The organism is Curtobacterium sp. PhB146 (assembly GCF_004342995.1).
Classification (GTDB): domain Bacteria; phylum Actinomycetota; class Actinomycetes; order Actinomycetales; family Microbacteriaceae; genus Curtobacterium.
This window is the reverse complement of record NZ_SMBN01000004.1, coordinates 381,548-395,112: the sequence shown is the minus strand read 5'-3', so window position 1 is coordinate 395,112 and position 13,565 is coordinate 381,548. Positions and strand designations below refer to the sequence as shown.

Below are 13,565 nucleotides of genomic sequence, written 5' to 3'. Positions count from 1 at the left end.
CAGAACTGGGACTTGAGTTGTTGTCGCGGCATCTGATACTCATGCATCATGGTCCAGCGTCGATCCAGTGCTACAAAAGCCATCAGTCTCTACAAGCTCCACCACCTTGACGAGCTCCACGATGCATTCGACGAAGAACATTTGGCGCACCGCGACGCCGAGGATGTCTCTCTCGACGGACTCCCTGCTGTCCTCCTGCATGGCTCCTTGGGAAACGACGAGCCGACCTGGACCTCTGACATCGAGCGCTTGGTGGGGGTGCGGCCGACGCTGCGCAGTGGTTCCGCTGGTGCTTGTCTCGTCTGGCGCGAGTCGAATGGCGTCTGCTGGGCGCTCTCCTGGGGGTCCGGATTCCACTTCCTCCGAGGATCGACGATCGAGCATGACTTCCCTCCACGGATACTTGTGCGCACAGCGGAAGGTGCCTCGATCAAGTCGCTCACGAAGACAATCCTTGATTACCGAAGCCGCATCGACCGCTCGACGGTTCCAGGCGGAGACTCGATCGCCGCACTCGGAGTCGAGGGGGTCGGCGAAGTGGTCAGTCGTATCGAAGGCAAGGTGCTCATCCCCGACCTCGCTCACGGCGATCGGGCGTTCACACTCCGTGCCGGGGAAGCCCTCTACCTCCCGCTAGGCAAGGACGCCGATGCGCTCCGAGCTGACGTACAGGTCTTGGCTGGTTCTGAGCGACTTCCAGTCCGGCGCGGGCTCGAAGCCGTCGAGTAGCTGCACGCTCTGCGATCTACTGATAGCCGGATCGACGCGTTGAACGGCTCTCTTGAAGCAGCCCTTCACGACCGTGATCACTCCGCCATCACGGTGAGCTGGCCACACGAGCGCCTTCAGGTTGACGGTACGCCGGACTACACGAAGGTATGGATCCCAGGCGGAACAAAGTTCGTCATCAACGGGCCGTTAGACGTCTCGGCGCTCTTCGACTACCTCGAGGTGTGGAACGCTGACGGCTACGACATCGCTGCAGTTCTCGACAATGCACGGGTCAAGTTGTTTCACGACGAGGCGTGCAAGCCGTCCAGCGCCGTCTCGAGAGAACTTCCTTTGCGCCAGTGGTTGATGTACGAAGCGACATCCGGATCGAAGCGCTTCTGCTTCTACGACGCACGATGGTACGAGATGGACCAGGACTACCTCAGCCGGATCGACGACCTCGTCGCTGGCGTGTTCGAGAACCAGCCGTTGGTCCAACTTGACCCGTGGACCGACGGTCTCGTGGACGAGGACGCCTACAACAAGTTCTTGGCGGAGCAGCTCGAGGGCATCGTCATGGACAAGAAGCTCGTGCGGACCGACATGCATCGACGGGGTATCGAAATGTGTGACGTGTATGTTCCCGGCGCCGCACTGGTCCACGTCAAACGTGCCGACTCGTCAGCGCAGGTGAGTCACCTGTTGGCACAGGGCCTGGTCTCCGCGGACAGCCTGCGGCGAGACGAGCAGGCTCGTCGAGAATTCCAAGAACGGCTCCGGGGCCTCACCGGAGACGCCGAAGGGCGAAGCGACTGGAAACAGGTGATCTTCGGCCTTGCGCGCCCACGTCCGATCGACGCGGCGTCGCTCTTCTCCTTCTCTAAGGTGAACCTCGTCCGGCAGGTTCAGTACCTGAGGAGTTTTGCGATCGATGTCGCGATCGTTCACATACCGCGCAGCGAGGGACCGGCGCCGGACGGGTCCTAGGCCCAGAAGGCGGCGATCTGCTCGGCGACCGCCGTGCCCTGGGCGCGGCCGGCCTCGGCCGAGGGAGCCTGGGTGGCCAGCGAGAGCGAGTTCGTGCCGAAGGCTTCCTGCGCGGCGCTGTCTGCCACGACGACCTCGACCGAGCTGCCGCCGGCGCGGAGCGACTCGACCGCGACATCGAGCCACGGGCCGACCGGCGACGGACCCTCGGGACCGCAGGCGATGACGAGGACACGCTCGTGTCCGGCGGCGGCGTCGGCGTTCGTGCCGGAGCGGACCCCGCCGTCGACGTACGGTCGGCCCTCGATGCCGACGGGCGACCACACGAAGGGTACGGAGCAGCTCGCGGCGACCGCGAGGGGGAGCGGGACGCCGTCGGCCGCGGTCAGCAGTCGGAACGTGCCGTCGGTGGCGTCGACCGCGGTGATCGCGAGCGGCTTCGCCGGCCAGTCGGTGGACGGCAGGGTCTCGGTGAAGGTCGCCACGCGCTCGTCGTCGGACTGTCCGCCGGTGACCTGCTGGGCGGCGAGGCCGAGGCGGGCGCGGGCGTCCTGCTCACCGGTCGCGCCCTCGAGTGCGGCACCGATCCGCTGCTGGACGGCGTCGGTGTCGATGGCCGGCGGCTCGACGTAGGTCGTCGGCGCGGGGGTGTGCTGCTGGTCGTACGCCTGCTGCACCGCGCCGTTCCGGACGAAGGCGCCGACGACGCTGCCGGCGCTCGTGCCGACGACCAGGTCTGCGGCATCGAGGTCGACGCCGGCGTCCTGCAGGGCGGTGAGGACGCCGACCTCCCAGGCGATGCCGGCGACACCTCCGCCCCCCAGGACGAGGGCTCTGGATCCGGGAACGGGCGTGCTGGCATCGGTCATGGGTCTTGCTTACCAGCTGCGTGCGACGGGCCGGTGGAGCCCGACGGATCCTGTGGAGAACCGACCTGTGGACAACTCCGTCTGCGTCGGTGGCGTGACCTAGCGTCGTGGTCATGGGGCAACAGCGTTCAGGACGGGTCGGCACGGTCGGGTGGCCGATCGTGGTGGCGGCCGCGCCCACTGCGGCGTTCCAGCTGCCGAACCTGTTCGTCACCCCGGCTGTGCGACTGTCGCTCGTCGTGTTCGGGCTCGTCGTGCTGGCCGGTGCCGTGGCGGTGCAGGTGGTCCGGACCCGACGCAGCGACGCTGCGCGGGCGGTGGCCGAGGAGAACGCGACCGGGGCCGAACTCGAACAGTCGACGGCGGTCCGGTACGCGTTCGGCCAGATCGCCACCCGGCTCGTCCGGCTCACCGAACTGCCCCGTTCCGAGCGCCACGGCGAACTCTCCGTCGTCGCCGACCGGGTCGCCGTGGCCCTGGCGTTCTACCTGCTGCCGAAGGTGCCCGACGTCCGGGCAAACGTGTACCAGCTGTCCACCGATCTGCGTGCGCTCGAGCCGATCGGTCACGGGGGTGCCGGCGACACCGCCGGGGTCTTCCGCGCGGGCACGCCCTACGGCGACCGCAACCTCGAGTGGGTGCTGGTCGGGGGATCACCCCGGATCGTCGGCGACCGCTCGGCCGACGTCGACGTGGACCAGGACGTGCCGGGCTTCGAACCGCGCTACTCGTCGTACGTCTCGGTGGTGATCCGGTCCGACCAGTACTCGTTCGGCATGCTCACCGTCGACTCCCCGGTCCCCGACGCCTTCACCGAACTCGACGCCAAGAACATCGCGATGATGGCGTCGTTCATGGCCGTGGCGTTCTCGTTGACCTACTCGTTCCCCGAGCGCGACCGCAATCCAAGGAAAGGCCCGTGATGCTCACACGCTCTGTCGGACGCTCGACGTACGATGCCCTCATGACGACCGTGAACCCTGCTCCGCCGTCGTTCGGGCGTGCCCGGATCTCATCGCCGAACTGGAACGACACCACCACCGACGCCGACTACGAGGACCTCGATGTCATCGCCGCCAACATCGAGCGCGAGCGCGAAGCAGCCCGGATCCGGGTCGCCGCAGCCATCGCCGCGCGCCTGGGTCGCTGACCCTTCCCGCATCGTCCACCACGAACGGCTCCCACGGGTGTGGGAGCCGTTCGTCGTCTGGGCATCGGGGCTACTGCGCCTGGGGCACGTCGATCAGCACCTTGCCGACGGTGTCCTGCTCGACGGCGTCGTGCGCGTCCGCGGTGCGGGCGAGGTCGAAGCGGGTGAGCGGCAGTCCCGCGTCCGCGCCGACCGGCAGCACGCCGTCGTGCAGCGCCTCGGTGACGTCCTCGGCTGCTGCGGCCAGGGCCTCGTCGCCGATCGTGTAGAGCAGCAGGAACTGGTAGCGCGCGTTCACGCTCATGTTCGGGCGGATCGGCAGCGTGGCCTCGTCGCCGCCGTTGTTCGCGTAGATCGACACGACGCCGTGGTTCGCGAGGACGTCGGCGACCAGTTCGGCGTTCTGGGGGATCGACACCTCGACGACGATGTCGACACCGTCGGGCGCGATCTCGCGGATGCGGGCCGCGGCGTCGTCCTGCCGGTAGTTCACGACGTGGTGGGCACCCGCCGCGGTGGCGAGAGCGGCCTTGTCGTCCGAGCTGATCGTCGTGATCACCGTCGCGCCGGCCCAACGGGCGAGCTGGATGGCCGCGCGCCCCACCGCTCCGGCACCACCGGCGACGAGCACCGTGACGCCGTCGAGCGCACCGGGGCCGAGTCGTGCGGGGCCGTCCTCGTGCGTCGTGAGGGCGCGGTGCGCGGTCATCGCCGGGACACCGAGCGAAGCACCGATGTCGAAGCTCGTCTCGTCGGGCAGGCGGACCGCTCGGCTCTCCGGCACGACGGTGTACTCCTGTGCGGTGCCGGTCGGGCGCGAGGCGGCGGCCATGAAGAGCCACACGCGGTCACCGACGGCGAGGTCCTCGACACCCGGGCCGACCGCGTCGACGACACCGGCGCCGTCCTGGTTCGGGGTGACCTCGGGGAAGGGCAGGCCGTCGCCGTAGGTACCGCCGGCCCGGGCCTTCCAGTCTGTCGGGTTCACGCCGGAGACGACGACGCGGACGCGGACCTCGCCGGCGCCGGGTTCGGGGACGTCCCGCTCGACGAGTTCGAGGACGCTGCTGTCACCGGGCTTCGTGTAGACGATCGATCGCATGCCCCCAGGCAACCACTCGCCGCCGTCGGGGATTCCGGGTGTGCGCGTGGCGGCACTTCGTGAGCAGAAATGGTCGGGTGCGTTCGGCGGACCCGACCATTTCTGCTCACGAAGCGCCCCCGCCCCCGCCCGCCGCGCCAGCTCAGCGCGCGTCGTACTCCACGCGCGACACCGCGACGTCGTCCATGTGCGACGTCGCCCACGCCTCGAGCGGCTCGAGCACCCGGCGGAGCGACCGCCCGCGATCGGTGAGTTCGTACTCGACGTGCGGCGGGATCTCGGGGAACACCGTGCGGGTGACGAGGCCGTCCCGCTCGAGTGCCCGGAGGGTCTGCGTGAGCATCTTCTGCGACACGCCCTGCACCCGGTTCGCGATCGCCGAGTACCGTTGCGGCCCGTCGGCGAGGGTGCCGATCGTCAGGACACTCCACCGGTCGCCGATGCGGTCGAGCAGCTGCCGGCTGGGGCAGTCCGCCGCGTAGGGGCTGTACTCGAGTGCTGACATCTGGCCTGGCCTCCGTGACGAACGAGCTCCGTTACGCACCGTGAGGTGCCTACTTACTCAAAGAGAGTAACTCTTGTACGGTGAGCAGCACCAGCCCCACGAAAGGAACAGCATGACCAGCATCGTCGTCTTCGGAGGCACCGGCTACGCCGGCTCCGCCATCACCCGCGAAGCCCTCTCCCGTGGCATCGCCGTCACCGCCGTCGCGCGCGACACGAGCAAGCTCGACGCCGCCGAGGGCCTGACCCTGGCGCAGGGCGATGCCTTCGACGCCGACTTCGTGGCCGAGGTCACGAAGGACGCCGACGTCATCGTCGTCGCCCTGCACGCGGTCCAGTCGGACGGCAGTGAGCTCAAGGATAAGTTCCAGCACTTCGTCGACGCTGCGGCCAACGCCGGTGCGCGTCTCGGCATCGTCGGCGGCGCCGGTTCGCTGCTCGTCGCCGACGGTGGACCGCGCCTGTTCGACTCGGCCGAGTTCCCGGACGCGTTCAAGGGCGAGGCGAAGAGCCACGCGCAGATCCTCGACGCGCTCCGTGCCTCGGACACCGACGTCGACTGGTTCTACGTCAGCCCGGCCGCCGGTTACGGCAGCTACAACCCGGGCGAGCGTCGTGGCACCTACCGCACGACCGACGAGGTCCTGCTGACCGACGCCGAGGGCAACTCGGACATCTCCGGCGACGACTTCGGCCTGGCCTTCGTCGACGAGATCGCGAACCCGGCGCACCACCAGGCCCGTTTCGGCGTGGCGTACTGAGGCAACCGCTCACCGGACGGGAGGCGCGTGGCGGGGCCGCCCTGTGCCTCCCGTCCGTCCCGGACCGCGTCCGCGCCCCGTTGCGGGCAGTGCGCCCCTGTGTGTCGGGGCGCGACGCCCGCAACGGGGCGCGACGCCTTGGCACGCGGCGGACGGGAGGCCCGTGGCGACGCCGCCACGCGCCTCCCGTCCGCCGGTCGGGTGCGTCCGCCGAACCCTTCCGCCCCGCTCAGTGGGCGACGATGGCCGGCAGCGGCACGTGGTGGCGCATGCGCACCGCGAGGTGAAGGCCTCCGCGGCGGGCGAGGACGAGCGCGATCACGGCCGCGGCCGCCGCGGGCACCCCACCGGCGACCATCATCCCGACGTGCGCCCCGAAGTGGTCGACGACCTGGCCCATGAGCGGCCCACCGATCGCCTGACCGCCGAGCAGCACGAGCACGTAGAGCGACATCACCCGGCCGCGGATCGCCACGTTCGACGACAGCTGCACGAGTGAGTTCGACGCGGTCTGGAACAGCAGCTGCGACATCCCGACGGCGACGAGCGCCACGGTGAACGGCGCGATCACGGGGATCGACCCCGAGACGACGAGCAGCACCCCGGTCCAGAACACCCCGCCGACGATGGTCCGGAGCCGCACGACCGCCCGACGTGTGGAGAGCAGCGCGCCGACGAGCGCACCGATCGCCACGGCCGAGTTGAAGACCCCGTACCCGGCGGCACCGACGTCGTACACCTGTGACGCGAAGGCCGACAGCAGCACCGGCATCGTCAGCGCGAACACCGAGAAGAACGCGACGAGGATCACCGGCACGATGATCGTCGGCTTGTTCACGGCGTAGCGGAGCCCCTCGATCAGCTGCCCCTTGCCGCGGGGCGCCGGGGGCGTGCGGTGCAGCTCCGAGACCTTCAGGAACCCGAGCGTCACGACGACGGCGACGCAGGCGATCGCGTTCACGCCGAACGACCACCCGGCCCCGACCGCGACGAGCAGTGCGCCGGACAGTGCCGGACCGATCATGCCGCCGAGCTGGAACACCGACGAGTTCACGCTGATCGCGTTGCGGAGGTGCTGGTGCCCGACGATCTCGGTGACGAACACCTGGCGAGCCGGGTTGTCGATCACGGTGACCATGCCGACCAGGAACGCGATCACCCAGATGTGCCAGGCCTCGACCACCTTGGCGAGCGTCAGCACGGCGAGCAGCGCGGACAGCACCGCGAAGGCACCCTGCGTGATCATCATCAGCGCGCGCTTCGAGAACCGGTCGACGAGCACGCCGCCGAGCAGCCCGAACAGCAGCATCGGCGCGAACTGGCAGGCGACGGTGATGCCGACCTGCGCGACCGAGCCGGTCAGCTGCAGGACGAGCCAGTCCTGGGCGATGCGCTGCATCCACCCGGCGGTCATCGCGACGAGGTTGGTGGCCGTGAACAGCCGGAAGTTCGGCACGGACAGGGCGATGAGGGTGTGCCGCCAGGGCGGGCGGGTGGCCTGGATCGGGAGTGGTTCGGTGGGCGGGGGGAGGGTCGTCGATGACGCACTCACGGTGAGGGGTTCTCCGGACGTCGTTGCGGATCTGGTACCCCAACGAAACTACGTGGCCGCGGGCCATTCGACACCCCTATGGTGGCTATCAATCCATTGCGATGTCGAATGACCGAGCGAACGACCGCGCGAACGACCGCGCGACACTCGCACGAACGAACGAGGTGCCCGTGCTCGATCCGGTCCTGCTGCAGACCTTCCTGGCCGTCGCCGAGACGCAGAGCTTCACGCAGGCCGGAGCCCGCCTCGGCATCAGCCAGCCCACCGTCTCCCAGCACGTCCGGCGGCTCGAGACCGCGGTGTCCCGCACGCTCGTCGCCCGCGACACCCGTGGCGTCACCCTCACGGACAACGGCGACGCGATGGCCGGATTCGCCCGGACGATCCTCGCGGCGCACGCCACCGCGGACGCGTACTTCTCGGGGTCGGCGACCCGTGGGCGCCTCCGGTTCGGTGCGGCCGACGACCTCGCGATCACGCAGTTGCCGCGCATCCTCCGCGACTTCCGGCGGCTGCACCCGCAGGTGAACCTCGAGCTGACGGTGAACCAGTCGTCACCGCTCCTGCGCCGGGTGCACGCCGGGCAGCTCGACCTCGTGTTCATCAAGCAGACCGCGGGGGAGTCCGCCGAGGGCACCCGGGTCGCGACCGACCAGATGGTGTGGATGGCGCAGGACGGCATCGCGGTCGAACGCGACGAGCCCGTGCCGCTCATCGCGTACCAGGCGCCGAGCATCAGCCGGCAGATGGCGATCGACGCCCTCGAGGCCGCGGGCCGCACCTGGCGGATCACCTGCAACACCCGCGACGTCAACGGTGTGCTGGCGGCGGTGCGGGCGGGGATCGGCGTGGCGGTGTTCCCGCACTCGCTCATCCCGGCGGACCTGGTGAAGGTGTCGCAGCGGCTCGGGTTGCCGGACCTGCCGGCGGTCGACTACGTCCTCGTCGCCAACCCGACGGTGCAGCGCGAGCCGATCGACGCCCTGACGAACGCGATCCTGTCCCGCGGGGTCGTCCGCGCGGTCTGACCGCGCCAGCCGAGGGGCCGAACCGGAGACCGAGACCGCTACGGCGCGAGGGTCGGGGTCGTCCCGGTCCCGGTCAGGTCGGGCAGGGTCACCCCGGCGAGCGGAAGCAGCGCCGACGCGACGGCCCACAGCAGCACGAGCGTGCCGACGCCACCGAGCACGGCGCCGAGCAGCGCGACCGGCCGCTGCCACGTCGCCGCGCGGTCGCGGAGCGTCACGAGCGACACCACCAGCGCGAGGAGTCCGAGCACGACGCCGACACCGTGCACGGTCGCCGGCGCGGTGAACCACCAGGCCGCGAGTCCGAGCGTCGCGATGCCCGCCACGGCGCCCAGGACCGCCCCGGGCGTCGCACCGAGTGCGCGGCGCGGCTCCGGCTCGGCGGCTGCGGCCACGGGCTGGTCGAGCAGTTCGGTCGGGAGGCCCGGCTCGGCCCCGACGGACGCGGTCGCCTCCGCCACGGGTGCGGTCGAGGGCACGGTGGCGTTCGTGGGCACGGTGGCGTTCGTGGCCGCGGGTGCAGCCGCGGACTCCGGCGCCTGCAGGACCGCGTCGAAGGAGCGCACGTGGGCGGACGCCGGGGTCGGTGCCGGGGTCACGGCGGTGGCGGCGGCCTGCTGGTGGGCGAAGCGGCGGGGCGTGCGGAAGCCGATCGGACCGACGGGTTCGGGCTCGGTGCCCTCGACGACGACGTGCTCCAGGCCGGGCACGGAGAACCGGGGCTGTCCGGCGGAGGGCACGGGCGACGGTGCGGGGGCCGGTGCGGTGCGGGGGCCGGCGTCGATCGGTGAGACCGGAGCCGGTGCGGAGGCCACGGCGGCGGTGTCGAACGGCACGGTGTGCACGGTCGGTGAGGTCGGGGCCGGCGGCAGGAGGTCCTGCTGCGGCGGGAAGTCGGGGACCGTGACGTCGTCCTCGACCAGGGTGGCGATGGACGCAGGCTCCGGCGTCGGGTCGAGCGTGGCCGTCGGCCGCGGGGCGGAGCCGACCACGGTGGTGGGAGCCGGCGCACCGTGGGCGGCGCGCGACGTGGCGGGGGTGGGACGGGCCTCCTGGCCGGTGCTCGCTGCGGAGTCGGACGCGACCCGCCCGGCGGACGCGGCCGGTTCGACGACCGGTGCGGTCACCCAGGACGGGACGGGACGGCGCGGCCGTTCCGAATCCTGCATGCGATGCGACGCCACTGCGGTGCTCCCTTCGTCGACTGATCCATCGTCAGTTCTAGCGGCAACGGTCGCGGATGTCGCAGCCCCAGTTCCGGGGTCGTCGGTACGTTCGGGGCATGACCGGAATCGAACACCGTCCACTTGGTCCCTCGGGGCTCGTCGTCTCCACCGTCGGCCTCGGCTGCAACAACTTCGGGCGGCCGGGGACCGCCTCCGAGTCGCAGGAGGGCACCGACGCCGTCGTGCGCGCGGCACTCGACGCCGGGGTCACGCTCTTCGACACGGCCGACATCTACGGCGGCCGGCCCGGCATGTCCGAGGAGATGCTCGGCCGGTCGATCGCGGGGCGGCGTGACGAGATCGTGCTCGCGACGAAGTTCGGCATGGACATGCAGGGCGCGAACGGGCCGGACTGGGGTGTGCGCGGGTCGCGGCGGTACGTCCGGTTGGCCGTCGAGTCGTCGCTGCGTCGTCTCGGGACGGACTGGATCGACCTGTACGAGATGCACCGTCCCGACGACGTGACGCCGATCGAGGAGACGCTGTCGGTCCTCGACGACCTGGTCCGCGAGGGCAAGATCCGCTACATCGGGCACTCGAACTTCGCGGGCTGGCAGATCGCCGAGGCCGAGTTGACCGCGTCGATCGCCGGCACCACGGCGTTCGTGTCCGCGCAGAACGAGTACAGCCCGCTCGCCCGTGCCGCCGAGGCCGAGGTGCTGCCGGCCGTCCGCGCCTACGCCCTCGGGTTCCTGCCGTTCTTCCCGCTCTACAACGGGCTGCTGACCGGCAAGTACACGAAGGCCGGGGGTCCGGCCGACGGGCGTCTGTCGACGTCGAAGCCGCAGCTGCTCGAGGACGCCCCGTGGGACGTGCTCGACGACTACCAGCGCTTCTGCGACCACCGCGGCGTCACGATGCTGCAGGCGACCTTCGCGTGGTTGCTCGCGCAGCCGGGGCTGTCCAGCGTCATCGCGGGGGCGACGAAGCCGGAGCAGATCACGCAGAACGTCGAGGCCGGCACCACGTGGGAGCCGACCGAGGACGACATCGCCGACATGACGGTGATCTTCGACCGGGCGTAGGCGGGCCGTCGGCGCCGGGTTTCGCGCTGGACGACAGGTCGCGGACTCCGCAGTCCGTGATGTGTCGCTCAGCGCGAAACCGCGCGCGTCAGCGGGTGGCTGCCTGCAGTGCTTCGCGCAGCTGGTCGGCGGTCAGGCGCGGGCCGTAGCCGGGGGTGTCCCGCTGGATGCGCCAGCCCTCGGCGAGGGGTCCGGCGTCGACGACGTCGAAGCCGAACTCGTCGATGAGGTCCGCGGTGACCTGCTTCGCCTCGGCGTCGTCGCCCGCGACCACGAGTGCGCGACGGTCCGGGGTACGGGCCGGGGTGGCGTGACCGGTGAGGTCTGCGGCGCCGATGTGGTTGAACGCCTTGACGACCCGGGCACCGGGCAGGTGGTCCTGCAGCAGCTCGGCCGTCGTCGTCGACTCGTCGTCGAGCGCAGCGATGTGCCCGTCGCGCTCCCAGTAGTAGTTGTTCGTGTCGATGACGACCTTGCCGACGAGCGGCTCCGCCGGGATCGTCTCGATGGCGGCGAGCGGCACCGTCACGACGACGATCTCGCCCGCGGCGGCAGCTTCGTCACGGGTGACCGCACGGGCCTGGTCGCCGAGTTCGGCCACGAGGTCGGCCAGGGTCTCGGGGCCGCGGGAGTTCGCGATCACGACCTGATGGCCGTGCTGCACCGCGAGCCGTGCGAGTTGGGATCCGATGTTGCCTGCGCCGATGATGCCGATCGTTGTCATGGTGTCCATCCAACGCTCGGCGGCCACGAGCATTCCCGGTGGGGCACGTGCGCCCCGGGCGGAGCATGATGGCGGCATGGACCACGAGTTCCGCGACGAGACCGACCAGGACCGCTACGCGATGTACGTCGGCGGCGAGCTCGTGAGCGTGCTCGACTACCGCGAGAACGGTGACGCGATCGCGTTCCCGCACACGTACACGGTGCCGAAGCACCGCGGGCACGGCTACGCGGCCGAGCTCGTCGAGTACGCGGTCGCCGACGTCGAGACGAACTCGACGAAGCGGGTCGTGCCGATGTGCTGGTTCGTCGGCAAGTGGTTCGACGAGCACCCCGAGAAGTCAGACCTGCTCATCCGCAGTGCCGCGGACTGAGCCGACGCGAGAAGAGCGCCCCATGCCCACCATCACCCCCTTCCTCTGGTACGAGGACCAAGCCGAGCAAGCCGCCCGGTACTACGTCGACCTGTTCCCCGGTAGTTCGATCGACAGCGTCGCGAAGACCCCGGACGGCGCGACCCTGGTCGTCGAGTTCACGTTGTTCGGGCAGCCGTACCGCGCGATGAACGGCGGCCCCGGACACCCGCACACCGATGCCGTCTCGTTCCAGGTCGACGTCGACACGCAGGACGAACTCGACCGCATCTGGGACGCCCTGCTCGCCGACGGCGGGAATCCGAGCATGTGCGGCTGGTTGTTCGACCGCTGGGGTGTCGCCTGGCAGGTGACCCCGTCGATGATGGGCGAGCTCATGACCGGGTCGGGCGACCCCGAGGCGAACGCCCGTGTCTTCCAGGCGATGATGACGATGCAGAAGCTCGACATCCCCGCGCTCCGTGCCGCAGCTGCAGGTCACTGAGCCCGAATCTCGCGTACCGACCGGTATGGTGTCGGCACAGAAGACCGCCGGCCGGCGCCGGCACCGAAAGGCTGGAGCCACGATGGACCACCCGAGCTCCGGGATCCGGAACAGCGAGATCGGCCGGGCGTACACCGAGCTCGCCCGGATCACCCGACGTGCGAGCATCCGCGCCCGCGGGTCCGACCAGGCACTGAGCGTCGTCGACCAGTCCCTCGTCGACTTCGTGGTGCAGCACCCCGGCTGCATGGCCATCGACATCGCCCGGTACCTGCGCCTGAACCGCTCGACGATCTCGCGGCAGCTGTCCGGGCTCCTCGCCACGAAGCTGATCGAGACGACCGACGGCGGTACCGGCAACGCGAAGCCCCTCGTGGCGACGGACGCCGGTCGCACCGCGCTCGAACGCTCCGTGCAGCTGCACCGGGATGCGCTGGAGGAACGGCTCGCCGGCTGGTCCGACGACGACATCGCCCTGCTCGCCGGACTGCTCGAACGGCTCGGCGCCTCGGACGAGGCCGGACTGCCGATGCCCGGACGATCCTCGACGTGACCACGTCGTTCGTCCTGCTCTCCGACACGCACCTGCCGAAGCGGGCGAAGGACCTGCCCGCGGCGCTCTGGGCGGACGTCGACGCCGCCGACCTGGTGGTGCACGCGGGGGACTGGGTCGACCTCGCCACCCTCGACGCCGTGCAGGCCCGATCCCACCGGTTCGAGGGCGTGCGCGGCAACAACGACGGCCCCGAGTTCGACGACCGGCTGCCGCTCGTCGCGCACTTCGCGGTCGAGGACCTGCGGTTCGCGCTCGTCCACGAGACCGGTGCCGCGACGGGCCGGGAGCGCCGGGCGGCCGCCGAGTACCCCGACGTCGACGTGCTCGTCTTCGGGCACTCCCACATCCCGTGGGACACCGTCGCACCGTCCGGGCTGCGGCTCCTCAACCCCGGCTCGCCGACCGATCGCCGTCGGCAGCCGGACTTCACGTGGATGCGCGGGACGGTGACCGGCGCGGACCTGGCCGTCGAGTTGGTGCGCCTGCCGCCGCCGGCCCGCTGAGGCCACCCGC

At 70.4% G+C, this 13,565-nt stretch carries 15 protein-coding genes and 1 pseudogene; 10 read left to right on the top strand and 6 right to left on the bottom strand.

Annotated elements, in window-relative coordinates; genetic code table 11:
- Window positions 1–48: 48 nt before the first annotated feature.
- Window positions 49–1,698: pseudogene (locus EDF33_RS20595) on the top strand (DUF6119 family protein).
- Here EDF33_RS20595 and EDF33_RS16650 read toward each other — a convergent pair.
- Window positions 1,695–2,567 carry a patatin-like phospholipase family protein gene (locus tag EDF33_RS16650; protein ID WP_132100609.1) on the bottom strand — a complete coding sequence of 291 codons (873 nt, stop codon included), beginning with the start codon at window positions 2,565–2,567 and terminating at the stop codon, window positions 1,695–1,697. The pseudogene EDF33_RS20595 and the gene EDF33_RS16650 sit on opposite strands and share 4 nt — an antisense overlap.
- A gap of 113 nt (window positions 2,568–2,680) precedes the next feature.
- On the opposite strand from EDF33_RS16650, the gene EDF33_RS16645 reads away from it, so the two are divergent.
- Both EDF33_RS16645 and EDF33_RS16640 read left to right on the top strand, forming a co-directional pair.
- Window positions 2,681–3,490 carry a GAF domain-containing protein gene (locus EDF33_RS16645; RefSeq protein ID WP_132100608.1) on the top strand — a complete coding sequence of 270 codons (810 nt, stop codon included), beginning with the start codon at window positions 2,681–2,683 and terminating at the stop codon, window positions 3,488–3,490.
- 41 nt (window positions 3,491–3,531) lie between these two features.
- On the top strand, window positions 3,532–3,717 hold the full coding sequence (locus EDF33_RS16640) for a hypothetical protein (protein ID WP_123312988.1): 186 nt from the start codon (window positions 3,532–3,534) through the stop codon (window positions 3,715–3,717).
- Between the two features lie 70 nt (window positions 3,718–3,787).
- Here EDF33_RS16640 and EDF33_RS16635 read toward each other — a convergent pair whose 3' ends face one another.
- A complete protein-coding gene (locus EDF33_RS16635) occupies window positions 3,788–4,819 on the bottom strand; it encodes an NADPH:quinone reductase (protein ID WP_132100607.1) in 1,032 nt (343 codons plus the stop codon).
- Between the two features lie 142 nt (window positions 4,820–4,961).
- Window positions 4,962–5,324 carry a helix-turn-helix domain-containing protein gene (locus tag EDF33_RS16630; protein WP_111086871.1) on the bottom strand — a complete coding sequence of 121 codons (363 nt, stop codon included), beginning with the start codon at window positions 5,322–5,324 and terminating at the stop codon, window positions 4,962–4,964.
- Window positions 5,325–5,436: 112 nt separating this feature from the next.
- Between EDF33_RS16630 and EDF33_RS16625 the strand changes: the two genes are divergently transcribed.
- On the top strand, window positions 5,437–6,084 hold the full coding sequence (locus EDF33_RS16625; protein WP_123939193.1) for an NAD(P)H-binding protein: 648 nt from the start codon (window positions 5,437–5,439) through the stop codon (window positions 6,082–6,084).
- 229 nt (window positions 6,085–6,313) lie between these two features.
- On the opposite strand, the gene EDF33_RS16620 is transcribed toward EDF33_RS16625, so the two are convergent.
- Window positions 6,314–7,636, bottom strand: a complete 1,323-nt coding sequence (locus tag EDF33_RS16620) for an MFS transporter (protein ID WP_132100606.1) — start codon at window positions 7,634–7,636, stop codon at window positions 6,314–6,316.
- Window positions 7,637–7,806: 170 nt separating this feature from the next.
- Here EDF33_RS16620 and EDF33_RS16615 point away from each other — a divergent pair, with 170 nt between their 5' ends.
- Window positions 7,807–8,664: a LysR substrate-binding domain-containing protein gene (locus EDF33_RS16615; RefSeq protein WP_132100605.1), complete on the top strand. Its 858-nt coding sequence runs from the start codon at window positions 7,807–7,809 to the stop codon at window positions 8,662–8,664.
- Window positions 8,665–8,702: 38 nt separating this feature from the next.
- Here the strand turns inward: EDF33_RS16615 and EDF33_RS16610 are convergent, their stop codons facing one another.
- Window positions 8,703–9,791 carry a hypothetical protein gene (locus EDF33_RS16610; RefSeq protein WP_132100604.1) on the bottom strand — a complete coding sequence of 363 codons (1,089 nt, stop codon included), beginning with the start codon at window positions 9,789–9,791 and terminating at the stop codon, window positions 8,703–8,705.
- Window positions 9,792–9,946: 155 nt separating this feature from the next.
- Here EDF33_RS16610 and EDF33_RS16605 point away from each other — a divergent pair, with 155 nt between their 5' ends.
- Window positions 9,947–10,915 carry an aldo/keto reductase gene (locus EDF33_RS16605; RefSeq protein WP_132100603.1) on the top strand — a complete coding sequence of 323 codons (969 nt, stop codon included), beginning with the start codon at window positions 9,947–9,949 and terminating at the stop codon, window positions 10,913–10,915.
- 88 nt (window positions 10,916–11,003) lie between these two features.
- Here EDF33_RS16605 and EDF33_RS16600 read toward each other — a convergent pair whose 3' ends face one another.
- A complete protein-coding gene (locus tag EDF33_RS16600) occupies window positions 11,004–11,639 on the bottom strand; it encodes an NAD(P)-binding domain-containing protein (RefSeq protein ID WP_132100602.1) in 636 nt (211 codons plus the stop codon).
- 76 nt (window positions 11,640–11,715) lie between these two features.
- Here EDF33_RS16600 and EDF33_RS16595 point away from each other — a divergent pair, with 76 nt between their 5' ends.
- From EDF33_RS16595 to EDF33_RS16580, 4 genes are all read left to right on the top strand, one after another.
- Window positions 11,716–12,012, top strand: coding sequence for a GNAT family N-acetyltransferase (locus tag EDF33_RS16595; protein WP_111087034.1), 297 nt, complete (start codon window positions 11,716–11,718; stop codon window positions 12,010–12,012).
- A 22-nt stretch (window positions 12,013–12,034) separates the two neighbouring features.
- Entirely contained in the window at window positions 12,035–12,496 is a 462-nt protein-coding gene (locus EDF33_RS16590) for a VOC family protein (RefSeq protein WP_132100601.1), read from the top strand.
- Between the two features lie 82 nt (window positions 12,497–12,578).
- A complete protein-coding gene (locus tag EDF33_RS16585; RefSeq protein WP_123939187.1) occupies window positions 12,579–13,049 on the top strand; it encodes a MarR family winged helix-turn-helix transcriptional regulator in 471 nt (156 codons plus the stop codon).
- On the top strand, window positions 13,046–13,555 hold the full coding sequence (locus tag EDF33_RS16580) for a YfcE family phosphodiesterase (protein WP_131879022.1): 510 nt from the start codon (window positions 13,046–13,048) through the stop codon (window positions 13,553–13,555). Before EDF33_RS16585 ends, EDF33_RS16580 begins: the two co-directional genes overlap by 4 nt.
- The last annotated feature ends 10 nt before the right edge of the window (window positions 13,556–13,565 follow it).

Excerpts from the sequence above, each read along its gene's own strand:
- EDF33_RS16635 (WP_132100607.1), bottom strand. The coding sequence starts at position 4,819 with ATGCGATCGATCGTCTACACGAAGCCCGGTGACAGCAGCGTCCTCGAA.
- EDF33_RS16640 (WP_123312988.1), top strand. The coding sequence starts at position 3,532 with ATGACGACCGTGAACCCTGCTCCGCCGTCGTTCGGGCGTGCCCGGATC.
- EDF33_RS16600 (WP_132100602.1), bottom strand. The coding sequence starts at position 11,639 with ATGACAACGATCGGCATCATCGGCGCAGGCAACATCGGATCCCAACTC.
- EDF33_RS16650 (WP_132100609.1), bottom strand. The coding sequence starts at position 2,567 with ATGACCGATGCCAGCACGCCCGTTCCCGGATCCAGAGCCCTCGTCCTG.
- EDF33_RS16645 (WP_132100608.1), top strand. The coding sequence starts at position 2,681 with ATGGGGCAACAGCGTTCAGGACGGGTCGGCACGGTCGGGTGGCCGATC.
- EDF33_RS16595 (WP_111087034.1), top strand. The coding sequence starts at position 11,716 with ATGGACCACGAGTTCCGCGACGAGACCGACCAGGACCGCTACGCGATG.
- EDF33_RS16630 (WP_111086871.1), bottom strand. The coding sequence starts at position 5,324 with ATGTCAGCACTCGAGTACAGCCCCTACGCGGCGGACTGCCCCAGCCGG.
- EDF33_RS16585 (WP_123939187.1), top strand. The coding sequence starts at position 12,579 with ATGGACCACCCGAGCTCCGGGATCCGGAACAGCGAGATCGGCCGGGCG.
- EDF33_RS16605 (WP_132100603.1), top strand. The coding sequence starts at position 9,947 with ATGACCGGAATCGAACACCGTCCACTTGGTCCCTCGGGGCTCGTCGTC.
- EDF33_RS16625 (WP_123939193.1), top strand. The coding sequence starts at position 5,437 with ATGACCAGCATCGTCGTCTTCGGAGGCACCGGCTACGCCGGCTCCGCC.
- EDF33_RS16590 (WP_132100601.1), top strand. The coding sequence starts at position 12,035 with ATGCCCACCATCACCCCCTTCCTCTGGTACGAGGACCAAGCCGAGCAA.